Source organism: Massilia sp. H6, assembly GCF_024802625.1.
Classification (GTDB): domain Bacteria; phylum Pseudomonadota; class Gammaproteobacteria; order Burkholderiales; family Burkholderiaceae_D; genus Telluria.
Genome location: NZ_CP103373.1, coordinates 1 through 18,250 on the forward strand (window position 1 = coordinate 1; position 18,250 = coordinate 18,250).

Annotated in this window: 12 protein-coding genes; 8 read left to right on the forward strand and 4 right to left on the reverse strand. The window is 55.9% G+C overall.

Annotated features, from left to right (window positions below):
- The first annotated feature begins 20 nt into the window (after window positions 1–20).
- The 3 genes from NRS07_RS19880 to NRS07_RS19890 all read left to right on the forward strand — a co-directional run bounded on the left by NRS07_RS19880 (window position 21) and on the right by NRS07_RS19890 (window position 5,226).
- Window positions 21–257 carry a hypothetical protein gene (locus tag NRS07_RS19880; RefSeq protein WP_259213894.1) on the forward strand — a complete coding sequence of 79 codons (237 nt, stop codon included), beginning with the start codon at window positions 21–23 and terminating at the stop codon, window positions 255–257.
- A gap of 203 nt (window positions 258–460) precedes the next feature.
- Window positions 461–2,626 carry an McrB family protein gene (locus NRS07_RS19885; protein WP_259213895.1) on the forward strand — a complete coding sequence of 722 codons (2,166 nt, stop codon included), beginning with the start codon at window positions 461–463 and terminating at the stop codon, window positions 2,624–2,626.
- A complete protein-coding gene (locus NRS07_RS19890) occupies window positions 2,623–5,226 on the forward strand; it encodes a hypothetical protein (RefSeq protein WP_259213896.1) in 2,604 nt (867 codons plus the stop codon). The genes NRS07_RS19885 and NRS07_RS19890 overlap by 4 nt, the downstream gene beginning before the upstream one ends.
- 222 nt (window positions 5,227–5,448) lie before the next feature.
- On the opposite strand, the gene dndA is transcribed toward NRS07_RS19890, so the two are convergent.
- On the reverse strand, window positions 5,449–6,576 hold the full coding sequence (gene dndA / locus NRS07_RS19895) for a cysteine desulfurase DndA (protein WP_259213897.1): 1,128 nt from the start codon (window positions 6,574–6,576) through the stop codon (window positions 5,449–5,451).
- Window positions 6,577–6,638: 62 nt separating this feature from the next.
- Between dndA and dndB the strand changes: the two genes are divergently transcribed.
- The 4 genes from dndB to dndE are packed head-to-tail and all read left to right on the forward strand — an operon-like array spanning window position 6,639 to window position 11,684.
- A complete protein-coding gene (gene dndB / locus NRS07_RS19900; RefSeq protein ID WP_259213898.1) occupies window positions 6,639–7,736 on the forward strand; it encodes a DNA sulfur modification protein DndB in 1,098 nt (365 codons plus the stop codon).
- A complete protein-coding gene (gene dndC, locus NRS07_RS19905) occupies window positions 7,726–9,321 on the forward strand; it encodes a DNA phosphorothioation system sulfurtransferase DndC (protein WP_259213899.1) in 1,596 nt (531 codons plus the stop codon). Before dndB ends, dndC begins: the two co-directional genes overlap by 11 nt.
- A gap of 3 nt (window positions 9,322–9,324) precedes the next feature.
- Window positions 9,325–11,310 (forward strand): DNA sulfur modification protein DndD, encoded by a 1,986-nt coding sequence (dndD, locus tag NRS07_RS19910; RefSeq protein WP_259213901.1) that lies wholly within the window; start codon window positions 9,325–9,327, stop codon window positions 11,308–11,310.
- A complete protein-coding gene (gene dndE / locus NRS07_RS19915) occupies window positions 11,307–11,684 on the forward strand; it encodes a DNA sulfur modification protein DndE (protein ID WP_259213903.1) in 378 nt (125 codons plus the stop codon). Before dndD ends, dndE begins: the two co-directional genes overlap by 4 nt.
- 337 nt (window positions 11,685–12,021) lie before the next feature.
- Here dndE and NRS07_RS19920 read toward each other — a convergent pair whose 3' ends face one another.
- Entirely contained in the window at window positions 12,022–13,365 is a 1,344-nt protein-coding gene (locus NRS07_RS19920; protein WP_259213904.1) for a hypothetical protein, read from the reverse strand.
- A 1,294-nt stretch (window positions 13,366–14,659) separates the two neighbouring features.
- Here NRS07_RS19920 and NRS07_RS19925 point away from each other — a divergent pair.
- Entirely contained in the window at window positions 14,660–15,667 is a 1,008-nt protein-coding gene (locus NRS07_RS19925) for a phospholipase D family protein (RefSeq protein WP_259213906.1), read from the forward strand.
- 336 nt (window positions 15,668–16,003) lie between these two features.
- On the opposite strand, the gene NRS07_RS19930 is transcribed toward NRS07_RS19925, so the two are convergent.
- Window positions 16,004–17,341: a HipA domain-containing protein gene (locus NRS07_RS19930; RefSeq protein ID WP_373889887.1), complete on the reverse strand. Its 1,338-nt coding sequence runs from the start codon at window positions 17,339–17,341 to the stop codon at window positions 16,004–16,006.
- Window positions 17,335–18,192, reverse strand: a complete 858-nt coding sequence (locus tag NRS07_RS19935; RefSeq protein ID WP_259213907.1) for a helix-turn-helix domain-containing protein — start codon at window positions 18,190–18,192, stop codon at window positions 17,335–17,337. The genes NRS07_RS19930 and NRS07_RS19935 overlap by 7 nt, the downstream gene beginning before the upstream one ends.
- Between the last annotated feature and the right edge of the window lie 58 nt (window positions 18,193–18,250).

Sequence of the window (18,250 nt, forward strand, 5' to 3'; positions counted from 1 at the left end):
GTCCCGCAACGGAACGTCAAATGCCTATCGGGCTTAATCTTGGGAGCTTCCAAAGTATCACGCGCAAACCCAAGATGTTCGAGCGCATCGAGATCTCGCCGGTCGATTTTCGTGGACGCCCCAACGGCGTGACGCAGCGCCGCCATACGTTCACGGATCGGAAGATCATTCTAAGCGTGCAGCAAGCGTCGCGTGCGCGCCCAGACGAGCACAGCGCCTCTGCGATGCTGGCGGCGCGATGCATCAGCCGCGGATGATCCATCCATTTCGCATCACCAACGATCATTCCTTGTCATCTGGCGACAACGCTTGAGCTGTACTTGCATGCACATTCCACGAGCCATGAAAATTTCTGATTCGAACTGGCACATTGTCTGAAGCAATTTCTTGAGCCCAGCTCAGCAATTGGCGCTTAAAATAACCGGTGCAGGCAACGATTAATTTGACGCACGGTGGACTCATGGCTGAAGCAGATGACGAACGCAAAATAATCAAAGCAATCTCGAACAACGACATCTCATCGAAACCTGACGATGAGCTCATTGCTATGCTCAAAGCTTCCTGGACGTATGAAGATCAGGACGCGCTTGACGTTGTGGGACGACTGACTACAGTGCAAGGGAAGACGGGAAACCTCCTGCACTTCCTTATTGATCTGCGCAGCGTCAAAGACGGCGCGCCGCTTCAGTTTCCTCATGAAGGACAGGGACTTCGACCTCGCGTGTTCGTTCGGCCTGCGGATGTCAAGCGATTGTCCCCGGCGCCAGACGAAGAGCCCTGGGTGCGTGCGCGAAGCGCGCTGTCGCCTCTGGAAGAGCGTGACAAGCAGGGCAATCCTTTCGCCTTGACTGCGGTGTCGGGAAGCGTGAACCGTCTGACCGCCTTGCCGCGCGAGTGGCGCATCGACAGCTTGGAGCTCGACGGCAGGGTGCACCTGGAGGAATCGATCGTTTCAATGCTCAGGCAACAGTACACTGCGGAGCTTGAACAGGAAAAGCGCGTGCTCGAGGCGGGAAACCGCGAGCTGGCCGTCGAAATTCAGCAGTTAAACGAAACTAGCGCAGTGCTGCGAGCCGACCTCGAGGCTGCAGGCAGCGAGCGAGCCGCTGTGACGGCTTCGATTGCAAGCGCGAATGAAGCGCTGCAGCTGGCGAAAAGCCGGTACGACAGCGGCGTCACCGTCATCAATAGCCGCTTAAGCCGGCTTCGCGCTTTCGTCGAGCAACGCGCAAAGGAGCTGTTGGCGCTGGATCTGATCGACGTCGACAACCTGGAGGCGCTGATTGGCCCGCCTAGTACGGCCGCCGATGCGGCGGGACACGTGTTCGACGAGGTCTTCAGCGGCGACTTGCAGACTGCGGCGCGCTACATCCAGGCGTATCTGCATAACAAAGGGATTTTTTATCGCCAAGCGGTGCTTCTGGATTTCCTGGCGCTGCTGCGAACCAATGATTTGATTGTGCTGGCAGGCGACTCCGGTTCTGGAAAAACGCATCTGGTGAAATCGTTCGCCGACGCTATCGGCGGCAAAGCGGTCATCGTTCCGGTCAAACCTAACTGGAACAGCGCTGAAGATCTGCTCGGCTATTACAACCCGATCGAGAAGCGGTATCTTTCGACGCCATTCCTGGAGGCGCTGAAGGAAGCGGCGCGAAACCCCGAAACGCCCTATCTGTTGTGTCTTGATGAGATGAATCTGGCGCGGGTCGAATATTATTTTGCAGACTTTCTCAGTCTGTTGGAAGAGCGCGGCGCCCCTCTGGAACTCCAACTGTACGCCAACACTGAACAGGCCCATGCGCTGAGCGAGTACAAGACGTTTATCAGTTTGGCGCGCGAAGCCAACGGCGGCGAAGGCGGCGACCTCGACAGTTTCGTGGAGATGCTGAAGGACGAACGCGTCCACCAGCGACTGCGCGAAACATGCGGCTTCGGCAGCGGCGAGTCCCTGCTAAAGCATCATGCGCATTTGCGCCGGTCGCTTGGAAACCTGGTCGAGTCCCCGTCCACGTTTACTTTCCCGACGAATGTGCGGATCATCGGCGCGATTAATGTGGATGACACTACTCACTATCTTTCTCCAAAAATCCTCGACCGGGCGCACATTGTGCGTTTTGAAAGCCCTCTGCTGCAAGATTGGGACGCGCTTGAACTGGAGGTCGAGCAATTCGACCTTGATCTCACTACGCCGTTGCGTCTCATCGCAGCCCAGCTTGGAGAAAGGGGGCCGTATCCGCAGCTCGACCGAAGCGACGCTTTCGTGCAGTTTGTTTTCGCCCTGACGCGAGACTACCTGAATGATCTAGGGATTGAAGTCGGGTTGCGTACGGTAAGGCAAGGCGCCAACTACGCCAATGAATTGCGAAGGCTTGGCGCCAGTGAGGCGCTCGTGCGCAACAATTTCGTGATTCACAAAGTGCTGCCGAAGCTAATGTTCGACGGACAAAAAAAGAGCAGGCGAGGCCACCCCAAGAGCGCGCTGCTGCAGGGCATGCGTGATTATCTCGCCAACGAGATCGACGCCGACGCCCTCGGTTGGCGCACCGCCTATTGCGTGGATGAGCTGACGCGGGTGATCGAGACGGCCGAGGCCAACGACGGCATCGTCAATTATTGGTCGACATGAACGCGGTTCCGTTCGAGGCTCGCTACCTTGACGTTGCATGGCTCGACCGCGACACCGTTCAGCGGCTTTCGGCGAGCGTTGATTCCATTCCCGTTGAAGAGCAAGAAGGCGCGTGGAGCATCGACACGCAGGTGTTCAAAGCCGCGCGCTTGCGGCTTGGGTTCCGTGTTCTTGACGTGCAGCTGACCCATCCGCCCTATTTCCTTGTCGACGAAAGCGCGCGCGAAGAGCTGCTGGCGATCGTCGATCCACGCAACGGCTGCACCTGGTGGATCGAAAACAGCGGTTGGGATCCGGAGCGCCGGCGCTACCATTCCCGACTGCAGCGCACCGTGGGGACGGCGCGGCTCCACCTGCAAGGGCGCCTGCTCACCATACGCAACCATAGTCTTAACTTCACAACCGACGAGCTCGAGGCGTATCTGAGCGATTTTAAGAGCGACCTGTGGGCGCTGATTTTTGATCCTCGCGGGGTTGTGCAAGGTAAGGTGGGCAAAAACGCGCCGAGCGTCTTAGGTCAAGAGCTTTTGCACCAGATACGCGAGTTCACCAGCGCGGCTGAGCGGATCGGCGAACGGATGGAGGTCGAGCTCAAGGAGATCGTGGAATTGCGTCCCCTGAGATCGGTGCGGCCGATTGTCGCGACGTTCAGGGAGGTGGCGGTGCGCGGCTGCGCCCGACAGCTGAGCAGTAGAGGTTTCGCTGAACTCAAGGATACGGCGGTGAACCGTTACGCCCACCATCTCGTCAACAAGATGCGATTTATGGTGGGACAGCTTCAACGCATGGCGCTTGCGCAAAAGTCCGGCTTGGAAACCAGGGCGCAGCAGCATTTGGCGAGCGCGGCTGAAATCGCGTCGCAACAATTCAACATCGTCGACGAAGCGGTGTTTCGCAGTGAACTCGCCAAGTTCGAGTCGGAGCTTGCGGCCGCGCGCCAGTCTGTCAATGAACAGGATGCAGCGCGACGTCCGCCCCGTACGCGTCCAGTTCAAGGATATACCTTCAAGCTGCGCCCAATCAAGCCAAAAAGTCAGGAATCGAATGTTATCGAGCCGGACGGTCGGAGGTTTAACTGCATCGAACTCGACGGCGAGGACTTCAAGGAGACATTTGGAACGTATTGCATGGTCACGCTGCCCAAACAAATTGGGACGCACGTCGCAAAGCTCAGCCAAAACGGCCAGCGCGGCATCAAATTGCTTGGATCGCTGACGAAGTCAGCCGCATACGACAAGAATGGGAAGAAATTTTATACGATCGAATTCGACCATATTGAGCGCATTGAGTTTGTAGGCCCGACTGCTGCAGACGAATCGCGCAAACGAATGGATGCGCTAGCAGCCAATAGCTGGCGTATGCCGTTGACGCCCAGGGAGCGGCAAGAGCTTCAACACGAATCGAAAGCGCTTGCGGTGCGGGCCGCGGCTCAGAAAGCGCGCGCTGGCGCGCTCGGTGAAACACTCGATGAGTTGGATGCGTTGGACAGCCGTCTGCGCAAGCTCGGACGGCTCTTTCGCACGCTAAACATCGGAATCAGTTCGACGCTCCCGCAGTCGATGACCTATGTGCGCAACCCGCGCTATTTCGCGCTGAAGACGGCTTACAACAAGCTCAACAATTTGGCTGGAACCGAAGACGACGTCCTTGATGCAATGATGGATGTCGAGGACATGGGCTTGGTTAACGTGTCAAACCTCTACGAGAAATGGTGCTTGCTTCAAATGATCAAGGTTCTCCGCGACGGCTTTGGGTTTGAACCGAGCAAGGGATGGCAAAAAACCTTGGTGGACGGCGTCCTTGGACGTTCTCACGACATCTCCCTAGCGCTCACAGGCGCAGGACGCTGGGCGGCGACGCTGATCTATGAAAAAGTATTGACGAACAAGCGCCGCCCGGATTTTGTGTTCGATCTCACGGTTCCGCTCTACGAACAAACTAAGACTAAACCGCTGCAATGGTTCGACAGCGGGGACAGCACGACCACGCGATTTGTGATGGACGCTAAATTCCGCGAACGATGGCGTCCCGGCGAACTTGCTGAACTCCTTGAAGAATTATGCGTCCGGAAAAATTATTCCGAGGGCGGGGAAAATTCTGTTTTCATCCTCCACCCATGTGAAGAGCATGCTCAACAACGCACTTCACCGTTGACCTGGGGGCGAGGCTCAGACTACGGCCAGCTGCATAATCACGAGCGCGGTGCGATCCGTCTTTCCCCGCGACGCGTGAACGGGTCGACCATCGACAACCTCCACAGATTGTTCGGAATGATGTTTCAGGAGGCGAGCAACTATCTGCGCGACGACAGCGGCTGGCAATGGACTGATGCGCTGTGCATTGGTTGCGGACGCGGCGTGGATGCATCCGAAGTGCGTTTGAAGTACAGCACCACGAAGGCCGGTAAAGAAAAGTGGGAGCTGGGCTGCCGAACATGCCAACTGGTCTCGGTCAGAACCAACTGCTACGGTTGCGGTGCGCGCTTATTCAAAAACGGACACTATTGGACTTACCATCGAACCAGGGCTGAGTCGCTATCGAATGTCGTGTGTCCGAAATGCGAGCGCTTCTTCGACAACGCGTCCAGCGAAGCTGTTTAACTGCGCGAAGCCCGCTAGAAGCCGACGAGGTTGGCTCCTCAAGGTCAAGCGAAGAGCGTAGCAACCCGCTTCATGGATGGAATTGACAAGCATAGGGGCAGGGCGCTTGCACTGCTCGCAGCGCCGCAACAGCATCTCAGCTAAGAGCTAAGCATGGGGGCTTGTTGAGGCAATGCTCACGTTGCCGGCGTCCTGCTGAGGTTGGCCCGCCGGCGCGGTTTTCTACATCATGCGGCGCAGAACCTGACATACGTGTTGCCAATCAACCGCCGGCGTCGCGTGGCACCACGACAAGCGCAACGCGCTGTCGATCCGCTCTTGATCCAGTCCCATTGCCACCAAGACGTGGCTGGGTTCATAACTTGTCGACGTGCACGCAGACCCATTCGACAGCGCCAGCATTCCTTTCAGCGACACCATCGCCGCCTCGGAATTCAATCCTGGCAGAGAAACGTTCAGTACATGTGGCAGACAGTGTTCTTCGGCGCCGTTGATCTGGCCACCCAGTTGTTGCACTGCCGTCACCGCATCGTCACGAAAGCGCAGACACGTGGCCGTGCGCTGCGCGTGGTCGCGGAGCGCGAACTGCGCCGCAACGCCGAACCCAGCGATCAAATGCACCGGGTGGGTACCCGGGCGTACGCCTCGTTCTTGTCCGCCACCGAACATCAAAGGTGCCATCGGAGGACGGTTCCCTAACCGCCGACGACTAATCAGGGCGCCCACGCCTTTCGGGCCATACACTTTGTGCGCCGAGATACTGATGAGGTCAATGCGTGGGTTCTGGAGTGGATCGATCAGTTTGCCGAAGGTCTGCGCAGCATCGACGTGAAACCACACCTCGTCTGGCAAGCCGGCCGCGATCACTTCGATTGGTTGTACGATGCCGGTCTCATTGTTCGCATGCATGACGCTCACTAACAAGGTGTCTGACCGTACCGCGGCCAAGATCGCTTGCGCATCGATTCGTCCCGTCGAGTCCAGCGCTACCAAGGTGATGTCAAAGCCAAGCGTGCGCAAGTGCTCGAGCGGCTCGAGCACCGCCTTGTGCTCGATGGTCGTTGACACAATATGACGCCGACTGGCGCTGTCGGCATGGCCAGCCAAGCCGAGTAACGCGATGTTGTTGCTCTCCGTGGCGCCACTCGTAAAAATCACATCGTCGCGGCGCGCCGCGACTACCGCGGCAACTTGTTCACGCGCCCGCTCCACGGCTTGTTTCGCGCGAACACCGAACTCATGGGTACGACTGCCGGCGTTGCCGTACTCCTCAGCTAGATAGCGAAGCATCACCTCCAACACCGCCGGCTCGACCGGCGTGGTGGCGTTGCAGTCGAGATAAACAGACATAGTTTGCGTTTTTGAAAGAGCTTGTTTGTGTTATAATAGCACAAACAACCGGTTACCCATCCATGAACGGCGCCTTCGAATACGTATTCCCGTCCATCAAAGGGGTGCAATCGGGACGTGAATACTACGTCTCGATGTGCCCCTTGCGCTTGATCCCCAAGATTTTTCTGTTCGACGACGACGAACTCAATCCCGAGTTGCGCGCCCAGCGTACCCTGAACAAGGGACGGGTGCCCGAAATCGCGGAATACATCCTTGGCAACCGCCAGAGCTACACGTTTTCCGCCATCACGGCATCGGTCGATGGCGGTGTACGCTTTGTGCCAGCAACTGGGACCACCCACGGCAGCCTGCTCGGAACTTTGCACGTGAATATGCAGTCACGCTTCATCATCAACGACGGCCAGCATCGCCGCGCCGCGATTGAGCTAGCGTTGAAATCCGAACCAGGCTTGGGCGACGAAACCATTGCCGTCGTGTTCTTCGTCGATCCCGGTCTCGAGCGCTGTCAGCAGATGTTTGCGGATTTGAACCGTCACGCGATCCGTCCAAGCCGCTCGCTCGGCCTGTTGTACGATCATCGTGACCTGCGCTCACAGCTCACGAAACTGATCGTACTGAAGTCGAAGTTCTTCTGCGACATGGTCGAGATGGAAAAGAATACCTTGTCCGAGCGCTCCCGCAAACTGTTTACGCTCAGCGCGATCTATTCGGCCAACACGGCCTTACTGGACGGCGTCGATACCTCCAATACGGACGAGACCGCCCAACTGTGCGCCGACTACTGGGATACCGTCAGCGCCCACATTCCGGAATGGCAGCGTGTAAAAGAGGCGCGCTTGAGTGCGGGGGATGTGCGCCGCGATTGCATCCACTCGCACTCGGTGGCGCTGCAGGCGATCGGCGCGGTGGGCAACCATGTGCTGCGCCGACCGAAGTCGACCTGGAACGACATCCTGAATCCTTTGAGCACGCTGGATTGGTCGCGCGCGAACGCGCGCACCTGGGAAGGGCGCGCGATGGTCGGCGGGACGATCTCGAAAGCGTCGAATAACGTGGCGCTGACGATCAATCAACTCAAAAAACATTTACAGATTCCTTTGGGGCCGGACGAGCAGCGGACCGAGGATGCCTTCCTTCGAGGACACCATGGACACTAAGAAACCCGCATCCGCCTCGGCCTTCGCCGAAAAAGGGTTCAAGCTGACTGTTGCCGAGCGCACGGAGGTCGTGAAAGCTCTCTACCTGAGCGATACCATTCCCTGGGTGATCGGCTATAGCGGCGGCAAAGATTCGACCGCGACCTTGCAGCTGATCTGGAAGGCGCTGCGTCAGCTCGCTCCGGAGCAACTGCACAAGGATGTGCACGTTATCAGCACCGACACCCTGGTGGAAAATCCAATTGTCGCCCAGTGGGTGGCGCACTCTCTCGAGGTCATGGGTAAAGCCGCCGAAGAGCAAGCGCTGCCAATTAAACCGCACCGTTTGACGCCCGAGGTCAAAGACCGGTTCTGGGTCAACTTGATCGGTAAAGGCTATCCAGCCCCGCGCCCAAAATTCCGTTGGTGCACCAGCCGCCTAAAAATCAGCCCGTCGAACAATTTCATCAAAAAGCTCGAACAGCAAAACGGCGAGGCGATCGTTGTCCTGGGCACCCGCAAGGCGGAGAGCACCTCGCGCGCTGCCTCGATGAAGCGGCATGAAGGGAGCACCCGGGAGTGGCTCAATCGGAACGGACAACTCGATCGCAGCTGGGTGTTTACGCCGATCGAGGACTGGACCAACGACGACGTCTGGATCTACCTGATGCAGGAAAAAAATCCCTGGGGCTTCGACAACAACGAGCTGCTCGGAATGTACCAAGGCGCCACGGCCGACGGCGAGTGCCCCTTGGTGGTCGACTCCACCACACCGAGCTGTGGCGACAGTCGCTTCGGCTGCTATGTGTGCACGATGGTGTCGCAAGACAAATCGATGGACGCCATGATCCAGAACGACAGCGAGAAGGAGTGGATGGCGCCGCTGCTAAAACTGCGTAACCAAAAGCTGCTCACGACCGACGATCGTCACTTGCGTGAGTTCCGCCGCATGGATGGTCGTCTCACCTTGATGGAAGTGAGCAAGGAAGGTCCAGACGTGTCGCGCGGATCCGACGGCAAGCTCTATCAATTGGTGCACGGGCCGTACAAGCAAACCTACCGTGAAGAGCTGCTGCGCGAACTGCTCAAAGCGCAGAAGGAAGTGCACGAGCGGGCGCCCGAGAACGTGAAGTTCGATCTGTTTACGATTGAAGATTTGGAAGAGATCCGCCGGATTTGGCTGTTCGAAAAGCACGAAATCGAAGATAGCGTACCGCGCATCTATGAGGAAGCGATGGGCCAGCCGTATCCCGAACCCAAACTCGACGAGAGTCAGGTATTTAACGCGGGCGACATCGAATTGCTACGTCAGATCGCCGCCGAAGAGGGCGATCCGGACCAGCTGCATTTTCACTTGGTGCGTCAACTGCTGGCCGTCGAGGGCAAGTATCAACATGCGGCGCGCCGGGCCGGGCTGTTTGACGAACTCAACGAAGTGCTCGAGTATCACGCCTTCACCGGCGAGGGTGAAGCCCTGGAGTTCGCGATCCACCGCTCGCTCAGCGTGCAAAAAGCCAAGGGCATCGAAGTGGAATTCTTGCGCCCTGTTTTCCAGATTGTCCCGGTACTGCAAGGCGACACCGAACTCACCGTAGAAGAAGAGTAAACCATGCTGTTTAAAGAATTTGTCCTGCACAACTTCGGCATCTATAAAGGACGTCACGAGGTTGATCTGATGCCAGGGCAGGGCCGACCAATCGTCTTGTTCGGTGCACTCAACGGTTCCGGCAAGACCACCTTTCTCGACGGTCTGCAATTGGTTTTGTACGGCAAGCATGCGCGCTGCACCGCGCGCGGCAACATGGCCTACCCGGATTTTTTACGCAGCTGTATCAACCGCTACGTCTCGCCACATGAGGGAGCCGGGCTTGAACTCGAGTTCCAGCATCACCGCGAAGGAAAATGGCAGACCATCCGGGTCAAACGCAGTTGGAACGGTCGCACCGAGAACGTGCGCGAAAAACTCGAAGTGATCCGCGATGGTGTGCTTGACGCTATGTTGTCGGAGCGTTGGAGCGAGTTTGTTGAGGATTTTATTCCTTCGCAGATCTCCGAACTCTTTTTCTTCGATGGCGAAAAAATCGAAGCGCTGGCCGACGAGCAATCGGCCGCGGCCATCATCCGTACTGGCATTCAGGCGCTGCTCGGTTTGGACGTCGTTGAGCGGCTCATAGCCGACATCAAAGTCCTGGAACGCCGCCGTCGCGTGGATCAGCTTCACCCGGAAGCGCAGGCGCTCATCAAAGCCAACCAACAAGCGTTGGAGCTGCTGAGGGACAAAATGGCGGAGCTCGAAGCTCAGCTCAAGCAGCAGAAGACGGTGACGGAAGCAATCGCGGGCGAACTGAAGGTCTCCGAAGAAAGCTACCGCCAACAAGGCGGTGCGTTGGCCGAGCAAGCGGCGGTGTTTAAAGCCCAGCTCGAACTAGCGCGCGAACAGAAGGAGGCGCACGACAAGCACCTGCGCGACAAGATCGCCGGTGGTCAAGCGCCTTTATTGCTTGTACAGAATTTGATGCGCACCGCGCGCACTCAGTTGTCCATCGAAAGCAACGCGCACGTGGCCGCCGCGATCGTGCAGGAGATGAGCGCACGCGATGCCGATGTGCTCGGCTGGTTAACCCAGAACGACGTCAGCGCCGCGACACGCGATGCGTTAGCAGCGCAATTGGCGCGCGACCGTGAGCAACGCGCAGCTGCGGCCCAGATGCCGGCGTATTTGCACCTGCGGCCGGAAGCGCTTGCCATGTATACGGAGGAGCACTTCACAGCGCTGCACGCGGACTTAGGCGAGGAATTAGTACGCGAACAGCAGCTGGCTGAACGCGTCAACGATTTGGACCGTACGCTGGCCGCGATGCCCAATCCCGAGACCTTGGCGCCATTGCGCGAGCGTGTGGTCAAGCAAGAACAGCTGCTTCAGCAAGCGTTGGGCGCGGCGGACCTGCTTCAGCAACAACACGACGATGCGGTCAAGACAGTGGCCCAGGCCGAGCGGGAATTGCAAAACCGCATGCTCGAATTAGCCGATCAAGACCTGAAGCATAAGACGAATGAGCGGGTGCAGCGTCATCTTGGCCAGGTCGAGAAGACCTTGCGTAGCTACCGGGAGGCGGTCCTGCAACGGAACGTCAAACGTCTATCCGGCTTGATCCTGGAGAGCTTCCAAAGCATCACGCGCAAACCGAAAATGTTCGAGCGCATCGAGATCTCGCCGGTCGATTTTCGTCTAGCCTTGTTCGATCATGCTGGCCATCAAATCCCGAGCCATCAACTCTCGGCCGGAGAGCGTCAATTGTTGGCGGTGTCGATCCTGTGGGGCTTGAGCCGGGCGTCAGGGCGTTCGCTGCCAGCCATCATCGATACGCCGCTCGGTCGTTTGGACGGGCAACATCGGCAAAAGCTCGTCAAGAACTACTTCCCGAAGGCAAGTCACCAGGTCATTCTGCTGTCGACCGACCAGGAAATCGACGAGGAGCTGCACGCTAAGCTCGAGCGCTCGATCTCGCAGGAATACGTGATTGAATATAGCGAAGAGCAGCAAAGTTCGCAAATCTGGCCAGGTTATTTTTCGTTTGCTGAGGCATTGTTATGATTATCGATGACGTGCGCGTCTCCGAAAAAGCGAAGCACCAACTGTTGACCCTCAAGCGTCGTACCGGCATTTTGCAATGGAACGTGCTATGTCGCTGGGCCTTGTTGACCTCGCTGGCCGAAAGGACCGTACCGCCGCACGAGGAAATCATCACCGACAGCAATGTCGAGATGAGTTGGAAGACGTTTGCTGGCACACTCGACGAGGCGATTACCGCAGTTGTGCGTCAACGCGCGCATGAGGATGGTGTCACGGAGGACCAACTGCCGCAGTTCTTTAAGATTCATTTGCACCGAGGCATCGCCTACCTCTTGAATGGAGCTCAAGACCTACGCGGCCTGATCGCGATGACCGGTGGCGGTAAGAAGTGGTGATGTCTTTCTACGTCACCTCACCACGTGTCATGGATCGGCATATCGTCTGTGTTACTTCGCAACCCTAGGATCCACATTGAGACTGGGACTGTGGCTTATTGCGCTAACGGTATTGCCAAAGGCCGGCGCCGCGCCTACCGACTGCTACTGTGTCTGGGGGATAGACGAACACCCAGAGCGCCGCTGTCCTAAAAACGTCTAACAAAACCGTTGGACATACCGCCCAACAGGTGAGCGAGCAGGCAAGCGAATGGAACGCTTGGGGGATGTCTGCGCGTCGCTCGTGCCGATGCGTAGTCCGCGAAATCGGTGTAGCCATCGTAGGGGAGTTAAGCCATCAGTACGGCACGATTTTCCGAATAATATCAAGATTCCCTTCAGTGATATATATATTACCCTGCTTGTCAATAGTTATTCCACGACTAGTTGTGAATGGAGTCGGAGGCGCAAATCCGTCACGATAGCCCGGCGTGCCAGCAATTGTATAAGTGGAAACCAATCCATCAGGACCAATTTGTCTTAGAAATCCATTTCCGGTGACAAAAACATATCCTTCTGAATCAACTGCTAGAGCCATCGGAAAATGAAAGCGCGCTTCCGTAGCATACCCATCCACATCGGGGGAGGAATCGACCGTAACCTTGCCCGCAATTGTAGTCACAACGCCTTCTGCAGAGATCTTCCGGATTAAGCGGTTAGAAGTATCAGCTAACCATACATTTCCGTTTTTATCAGTTGCGATTCCTTCAACGGCGCCGAACATTGCATTAATACCCGTCCCATCGCGGCTTCCTGGCATACCCATACCGGCGAAGGCCAACACTGTGCCATCAGGCATGACCTTACGGATCATATAATTTCCGGTATCAGCGACGTACACTGTACCAGCCAAATCGACGGCAACAGACCTCGGCCCTCTAAAACTTGCTATTGAAGCGCTTCCGTTGTCCGCCCCTGCCTGAGTACTCCCGGCCAATGTCGAAACGTTACCCGCTAAGTCAATTTTACGAATGACATTATTGCCAGAATCAGCTACATATATATTGCCCTTCGAATCCGACGCTAGGCCCATCGGCGAATTGAACCGTGCAATGCTAGGTGCTCCGTCGACATAACCACCGAAGCCATGTGCAACGCCGATTAACTCCACTGCGCCATTGGCCGAAATTTTACGTAGGGCATTTCCTGACGTAACATACACGGTACCGAAAGGGTCAAGCACCACTCCATGCGGGGTGTACACGCTTGCGAACTCCGTAGCCATTGCTTTGGTGGAGCGACAGATAACATTGATATCGCTGATATTCATCTTTCCTACTTTGCCGGCCCCGTTCTGCAGTGAACAGATTTTTGCACCAAGTGGTTGCCTGGCGATGCTCACAACGTACGAATTACCTTCGGTTAATTTAGTTGAAAACATAAAGTTAGTCGCGTTAGCGGAAACGCTAATAGTCTCGTCCCCCAGCATAAGTTGTAATCCATCACCATACGACGCCGATACTGTACCACCAAGAGTAATCGATTCGGCAGGAGCGTTAATTGGCGGTGTCGGGACACTAGTTACCGGCGGCGCTGTGTTCCCTATTTGTACTGGTGCTGCATTTTGCGAACTGCTACCTCCACCGCCACACGCGCAAAGCAGCAAGGTTAGAGTAGATGACATAGCGAGGAATTTAATCATGGATTCTTTGTTTAACCAGATATTGGAAGTCACCAAATACAAAAGGTACGTATAAATTATAGGTACTTAATCCGATCATATCCATTATGAGTTCCTCTTTCGAAACTAATACTGCCATCTCGGAAGTTTAAACATCGAAAAAAATATTGAGGGCACTTCTGTCGATTTGCCTGAACCGCAACGCATTGTCGACCACGTAAAAACGGGGTATGCCTAATGTAATTTTGAAATTTTGGCATCAAGCTGAGCAGTTTAGAGCATTCCCAGCATCGAAAATGCACATATTGTCACACTAAGGAGTAGGCGTCTTGAGAGCAGTCGTGGCTGCGATTCAACGTCAACAGACTGGGTTTTTCGATGGGCCTGACTAGGGCAGTGGGCCTTTGCTTTCGCGTTGACATTACTTCGCGGTTTCGAGTGCGATGCGTAAAGCGTTGATTTGACACGTAAATTGGATTGTTGAATGGCTGTCGTGAAAGCCAAAGTGAGAGAGCTTAGTCCGCACTTGGCGCGTAAACTGGCGTAACAGTTCGCCTACTACTTACGTGCAGCCGTTATAAGTTTTGCAATCCTCGTTGGAAATTGACGATAGCGCACAGCCCAGCGGCCGACTTCATTATTGGGCTTCGTGTAGATCAGGCAGACGTCATGAAGGCGGCCTCGACGCATAACGGTCCTACAGGGCGGGCATGGCCGTGGCAGCTTCTGGGCCGATTACATCTTCCAATCGAGCCAAACGAACCTACGAACGCAACGGATGCGAATGCCAGCGAAGGCGCTAGGTAGATGCAGCGGCAATACGAAGCAACCTTGCAAGTCGAGGTGAGGAATCGGCAACAGTCAGTGCATACGTCAGAGCGCAGAATGCGATAGGAACCCAAACTAAGAGGGCATGACCCAGCAGATTCGACAGTACATTCACGCTAGGTGAAAGCAACGCGAGCGCGCAGCAGAACTAAAGACCTGCAAGAAGTAGAGCAAGCATAAACGCACCGACAGGGTGGAACTGTGGTCTAGGCAGTGTCATGTTTGAAATCCTTGGGAAATGCAAATGTCCGCTCCTTGCCCGAGGCGGCCGTTCGGCTCAGCATAGCAGGTGTAGTCTTTCAATTTTGGGCCTCGTCATAGTCGACCTGGTAACTTACTTCTCGTCGAGCCATGTCTGAGGTATTCAGAACTGGCACGATGGAGCGGCGAAGTAATTCGGGATCACTCCCGAACATCTACTTCGAGTGGAGACAGCTGATGTATTGTTGGTTAAAATAGTTGCTCTTCCTTACTCGAAAGCCGATCCATGCGTGCTCTACTTTCCGCGAACGCCATCCGCACCGCTGTACACGATGTCCTTGTCGATCCCTCCCAGGATCGCGTTGTCGCGGTGGCATTCGTGGGTAAAGATCCGACCAGGTGGCTGCCGTCCAATCTAAAGGGCATCCAGCTGTATTGCTGGCCAAAATTAGGAAGCACCAATCCAGCCAGTATCGAGACCTTGCTTAACATGGACGTTGAGGTGCACTTCGTCGAGAACTTGCATGCCAAGCTGTTTTGGGGCGCGGCCGGCGGTGCGGTGATCGGGTCTGCGAATTTGTCGGAAAACGGCATGGACGAAAACCGCTTGATTGAAGCCGCTGTTCATTTGCCGGCAGGCGATCCCGCAATCGCCGATTTCTTGAGCTCGATTCACGCGCGCGCGGTGGGGAGTAAGGAACACGAAAAGGAGTTCAGGAGGCAGCTGGACCGACTTCACATCGCGGACGTGCAATACCTTCAACGCAACCCACATCCGCGCAAGGCTGCTAGCGGCGAGAAGCCTGCGGCATCGCGCACCTTCGGTGACTGGTCTGAGTCCAAGATGCCGGAACGATGGCAGCTCGGCTGGTGGGAGGAAAAGGCCGAGCCTCCGCGCGACGCTGCGGTGGAGTTTAGCTCGCGCTATCCTGGCCAGCAGTACGAATCCTGGCTACCCGGGGTAAAAGGTGAATTGATCGAGGGAGTCGCCACGCTGTCCGTGAAATTTTCTTCGGATCCGCGGCGCGTCCTTGTGCGACCAGCGCCTTACTGGTGGTATCCAGAAGATTGCATCGTTTCGCACCAAAAGAACGCGCAACAGTATCCCTATAACTGGCTGGCGAGAATTGATATACCTGTGGGGCGCGGCGTGCCATTCAACCCTGCTGAGAAGCGTTTTCAGTTAGCCCTCAAGGCAACAGTCGATAGCTTAGGCGACGATATTCTGGAAGTGCGCGGACCTGTTCGAGGACGCTTTCTGACGACCTTGAAGCGCCATTACGGTCAGTTATAAGCGGCGTTGGACAACCTATCTGACACAGCACGCCGCTACAGAGCGATGGGGCGGAAGATAAGCTGCCTTAAGGGGCACAGGTCTTCGGGAAGCAGTGCCTGGGCCATGGCATCAGTCCGTCTACAAACACGGACGCCCTGTTAGTGCCCTTACTAAGCCTGCTTAGGTTTGCTAGCGACCCATTGCGGACGATCACGCACAAATAGTCTGCGCCAATTTCTTAATCGTGGAAAGTGAGGTTCCAGGTGCAACGGAACGGCATACGAGTTAGACCTGCGCTAACTTACTGGCGATGATCAATTGGGATGACGGACTTTTCTAGGGTTCCGGCGGAACTTATTGAATATCAGGCAGTTGTTCCTTAGTGATTCCGGAAAGAAATCGTTTGGCCTCGGCGCGCATGCCTTCAGCGATGCTGGTCCACGTGTGTTCCTGGAAATTGATCGGTAGTTGTGGCGCGACCTTAGCCAGCACCTCATCCACGCTGAGCACCAGTAGCACCATCGCGCTCCATATCACTGGGCCGCCGTTCTTCATTGCCAGCTGGTGCCAGTGGCGTGTATGCATATCTCTGAATCGGTAGTGTGCGTTCTTCGACCGAATTGCCATGGCCGCTCCAGCTTTTTGCGGACTGAGTTGGTGGGCACCTTTGCCCAAGTAGGGCCAGACCGACAGGATGTCGTAGAGCGGCGTCATTTCATATGCGTCTTCGTGTCCCAAAAAAATGGAGAAATTTTTCGCATGCCCATCCGACGCGGCCAACAGGAAAAAGATTAGCTGCGTTAATAAAAAGCGCATCGTGTCGTCTTTGTCCACGCTACCTTGAAGAAGTTGCAGGCACTGAAGCATGCCGGGGCCGCCGTGCTCTTCATATTTTTTTTCCGGCGGAACGGCAAGTGCCTGACAGAAATCTTCCTGTGGCAGTCGGGCGATCCAACTGTCATCGTCCCGCCATTCCCGATCAAAGCGTTCCACAACAAGAACGGTCTGTTCACCAAACGTGAGCATCGACGTCGTTGCTGTCTGCAGTCCAAACGCGGCGACGATTTGGGCGCATAACCACTCATTCTGTACAGAGTTCGACATATCCAGTACCGCCCCTTTGAGTGGCACAAATCCAAGCGGCAGTTTGAAGATATGAGTAGTTGGCGTTGATCCCCTTGGATGGCACCACTGCCCGTTCCAGAGAGTAAAAGCTGTCTTTTCTTGGGCGCCTGCAATTGAAATCCGAAACAGCTCGTCTTCGTTGTGAGCCGGACCAGCGTCGGCAGGAATGGCTTGCAAAATATCCGCTATTTTTCCGTTGGATAAGGGCTCGCAATTAATACGATTCCAGCCGTCGGGGAGCACACCATCGGGCAACAATTGCACGGCACCAACGCAATCACGGCCGATCGCCTCTAAGAGAGCGAAAGTATCTGATTTTGCATTGAAACGTTTGGCCAGACGCGAGCGTATTTTGTCGTTGTCAGGCAATAGATTATCGAAGTAATTTTTTACTGCGTCGCCCTTGATTTCAAGCGAGCTGCTGATGGGCAACGATAGCGACAATGATCGCCGGCGCGGCGAATCAAGCCATGATGCTTCGTATCGGAAGGTATGGGCGCTGCGGTCGACGCTCCACATGCCGACAAGTATCCCATTCATCCACACATTCAGCGCCTGGCTCACCAAGAACCTTTTTTCAGTTTGCCAAGACCTAGGCCGGCCGCGCTGGCAAGTTTGCGCAGCTGTTCGCTGGAGCTAAGGCCGAGACCGGCCTCGCTGGCAAGTTTGCGCAGCTGTTCGCTGGAGCTAAGGCCGAGACCGGCCTCGCTAGCAAGTTTGCGGAACTGTTCGGTGGAGCTAAGGCCGAGACCGGCCTCGCTGGCAAGTTTGCGCAGCTGTTCGCTGGAGCTAAGGTCGAGACCGGCCTCGCTAGCAAGTTTGCGGAACTGTTCGGTGGAGCTAAGGCCGAGACCGGCCGCGCTGGCAAGTTCGCGCAGCTGTTCGCTGGAGCTAAGGCCGAGACCGGCCTCGCTAGCAAGTTTGCGGAACTGTTCGCTGGAGCTAAGGCCGAGACCGGCCTTGCTAGCAAGTTTGCGGAACTGTTCGGTGGAGCTAAGGCCGAGACCGGCTTCGTTGGCAAGTTTACGCATTTCGTCGCTGGAGCCAAGGCCGAGACCGGCTTCGTCGGCAAGTTTACGCATTTCGTCGCTGGGGCCATGGCCGGGACTGCCTCCGCTGGCGAGTCGGCGCATGTTCTTGCTGAAGCCGAGACCTCTCTCGGCTTCGTTAGGGATCATGTTTCGTGGAGGTGTTTCATGAGGATCACTCAAGGCAATGCTTACACCGAGCATCGAGAGTAGTTGCATTAACTGATCAAAACTTACCAAACCAGGGTTTGCCTCTATTTCGGCAATACGTACCTGACTCACCCCAACCAGAGCGCCAAGCTGCGCCTGTGTAAGGCCGCGCTTTTTCCGCAGCGCCCGAAGGTGTTGGCGTAGTTGCGCCGAGAAGCTAATGGGGTAGGTAGTTGCCATGATAAGTGAAGTATATAAGCCCTAGGCTATAAAGTCCAGATATAGGGCGTAACATATA

Excerpts from the sequence above, each read along its gene's own strand:
- NRS07_RS19880 (WP_259213894.1), top strand. The coding sequence starts at position 21 with ATGCCTATCGGGCTTAATCTTGGGAGCTTCCAAAGTATCACGCGCAAA.
- dndB (WP_259213898.1), top strand. The coding sequence starts at position 6,639 with ATGAACGGCGCCTTCGAATACGTATTCCCGTCCATCAAAGGGGTGCAA.
- dndE (WP_259213903.1), top strand. The coding sequence starts at position 11,307 with ATGATTATCGATGACGTGCGCGTCTCCGAAAAAGCGAAGCACCAACTG.
- NRS07_RS19885 (WP_259213895.1), top strand. The coding sequence starts at position 461 with ATGGCTGAAGCAGATGACGAACGCAAAATAATCAAAGCAATCTCGAAC.
- NRS07_RS19890 (WP_259213896.1), top strand. The coding sequence starts at position 2,623 with ATGAACGCGGTTCCGTTCGAGGCTCGCTACCTTGACGTTGCATGGCTC.
- NRS07_RS19920 (WP_259213904.1), bottom strand. The coding sequence starts at position 13,365 with ATGATTAAATTCCTCGCTATGTCATCTACTCTAACCTTGCTGCTTTGC.
- dndA (WP_259213897.1), bottom strand. The coding sequence starts at position 6,576 with ATGTCTGTTTATCTCGACTGCAACGCCACCACGCCGGTCGAGCCGGCG.
- dndD (WP_259213901.1), top strand. The coding sequence starts at position 9,325 with ATGCTGTTTAAAGAATTTGTCCTGCACAACTTCGGCATCTATAAAGGA.
- NRS07_RS19925 (WP_259213906.1), top strand. The coding sequence starts at position 14,660 with ATGCGTGCTCTACTTTCCGCGAACGCCATCCGCACCGCTGTACACGAT.
- NRS07_RS19935 (WP_259213907.1), bottom strand. The coding sequence starts at position 18,192 with ATGGCAACTACCTACCCCATTAGCTTCTCGGCGCAACTACGCCAACAC.
- dndC (WP_259213899.1), top strand. The coding sequence starts at position 7,726 with ATGGACACTAAGAAACCCGCATCCGCCTCGGCCTTCGCCGAAAAAGGG.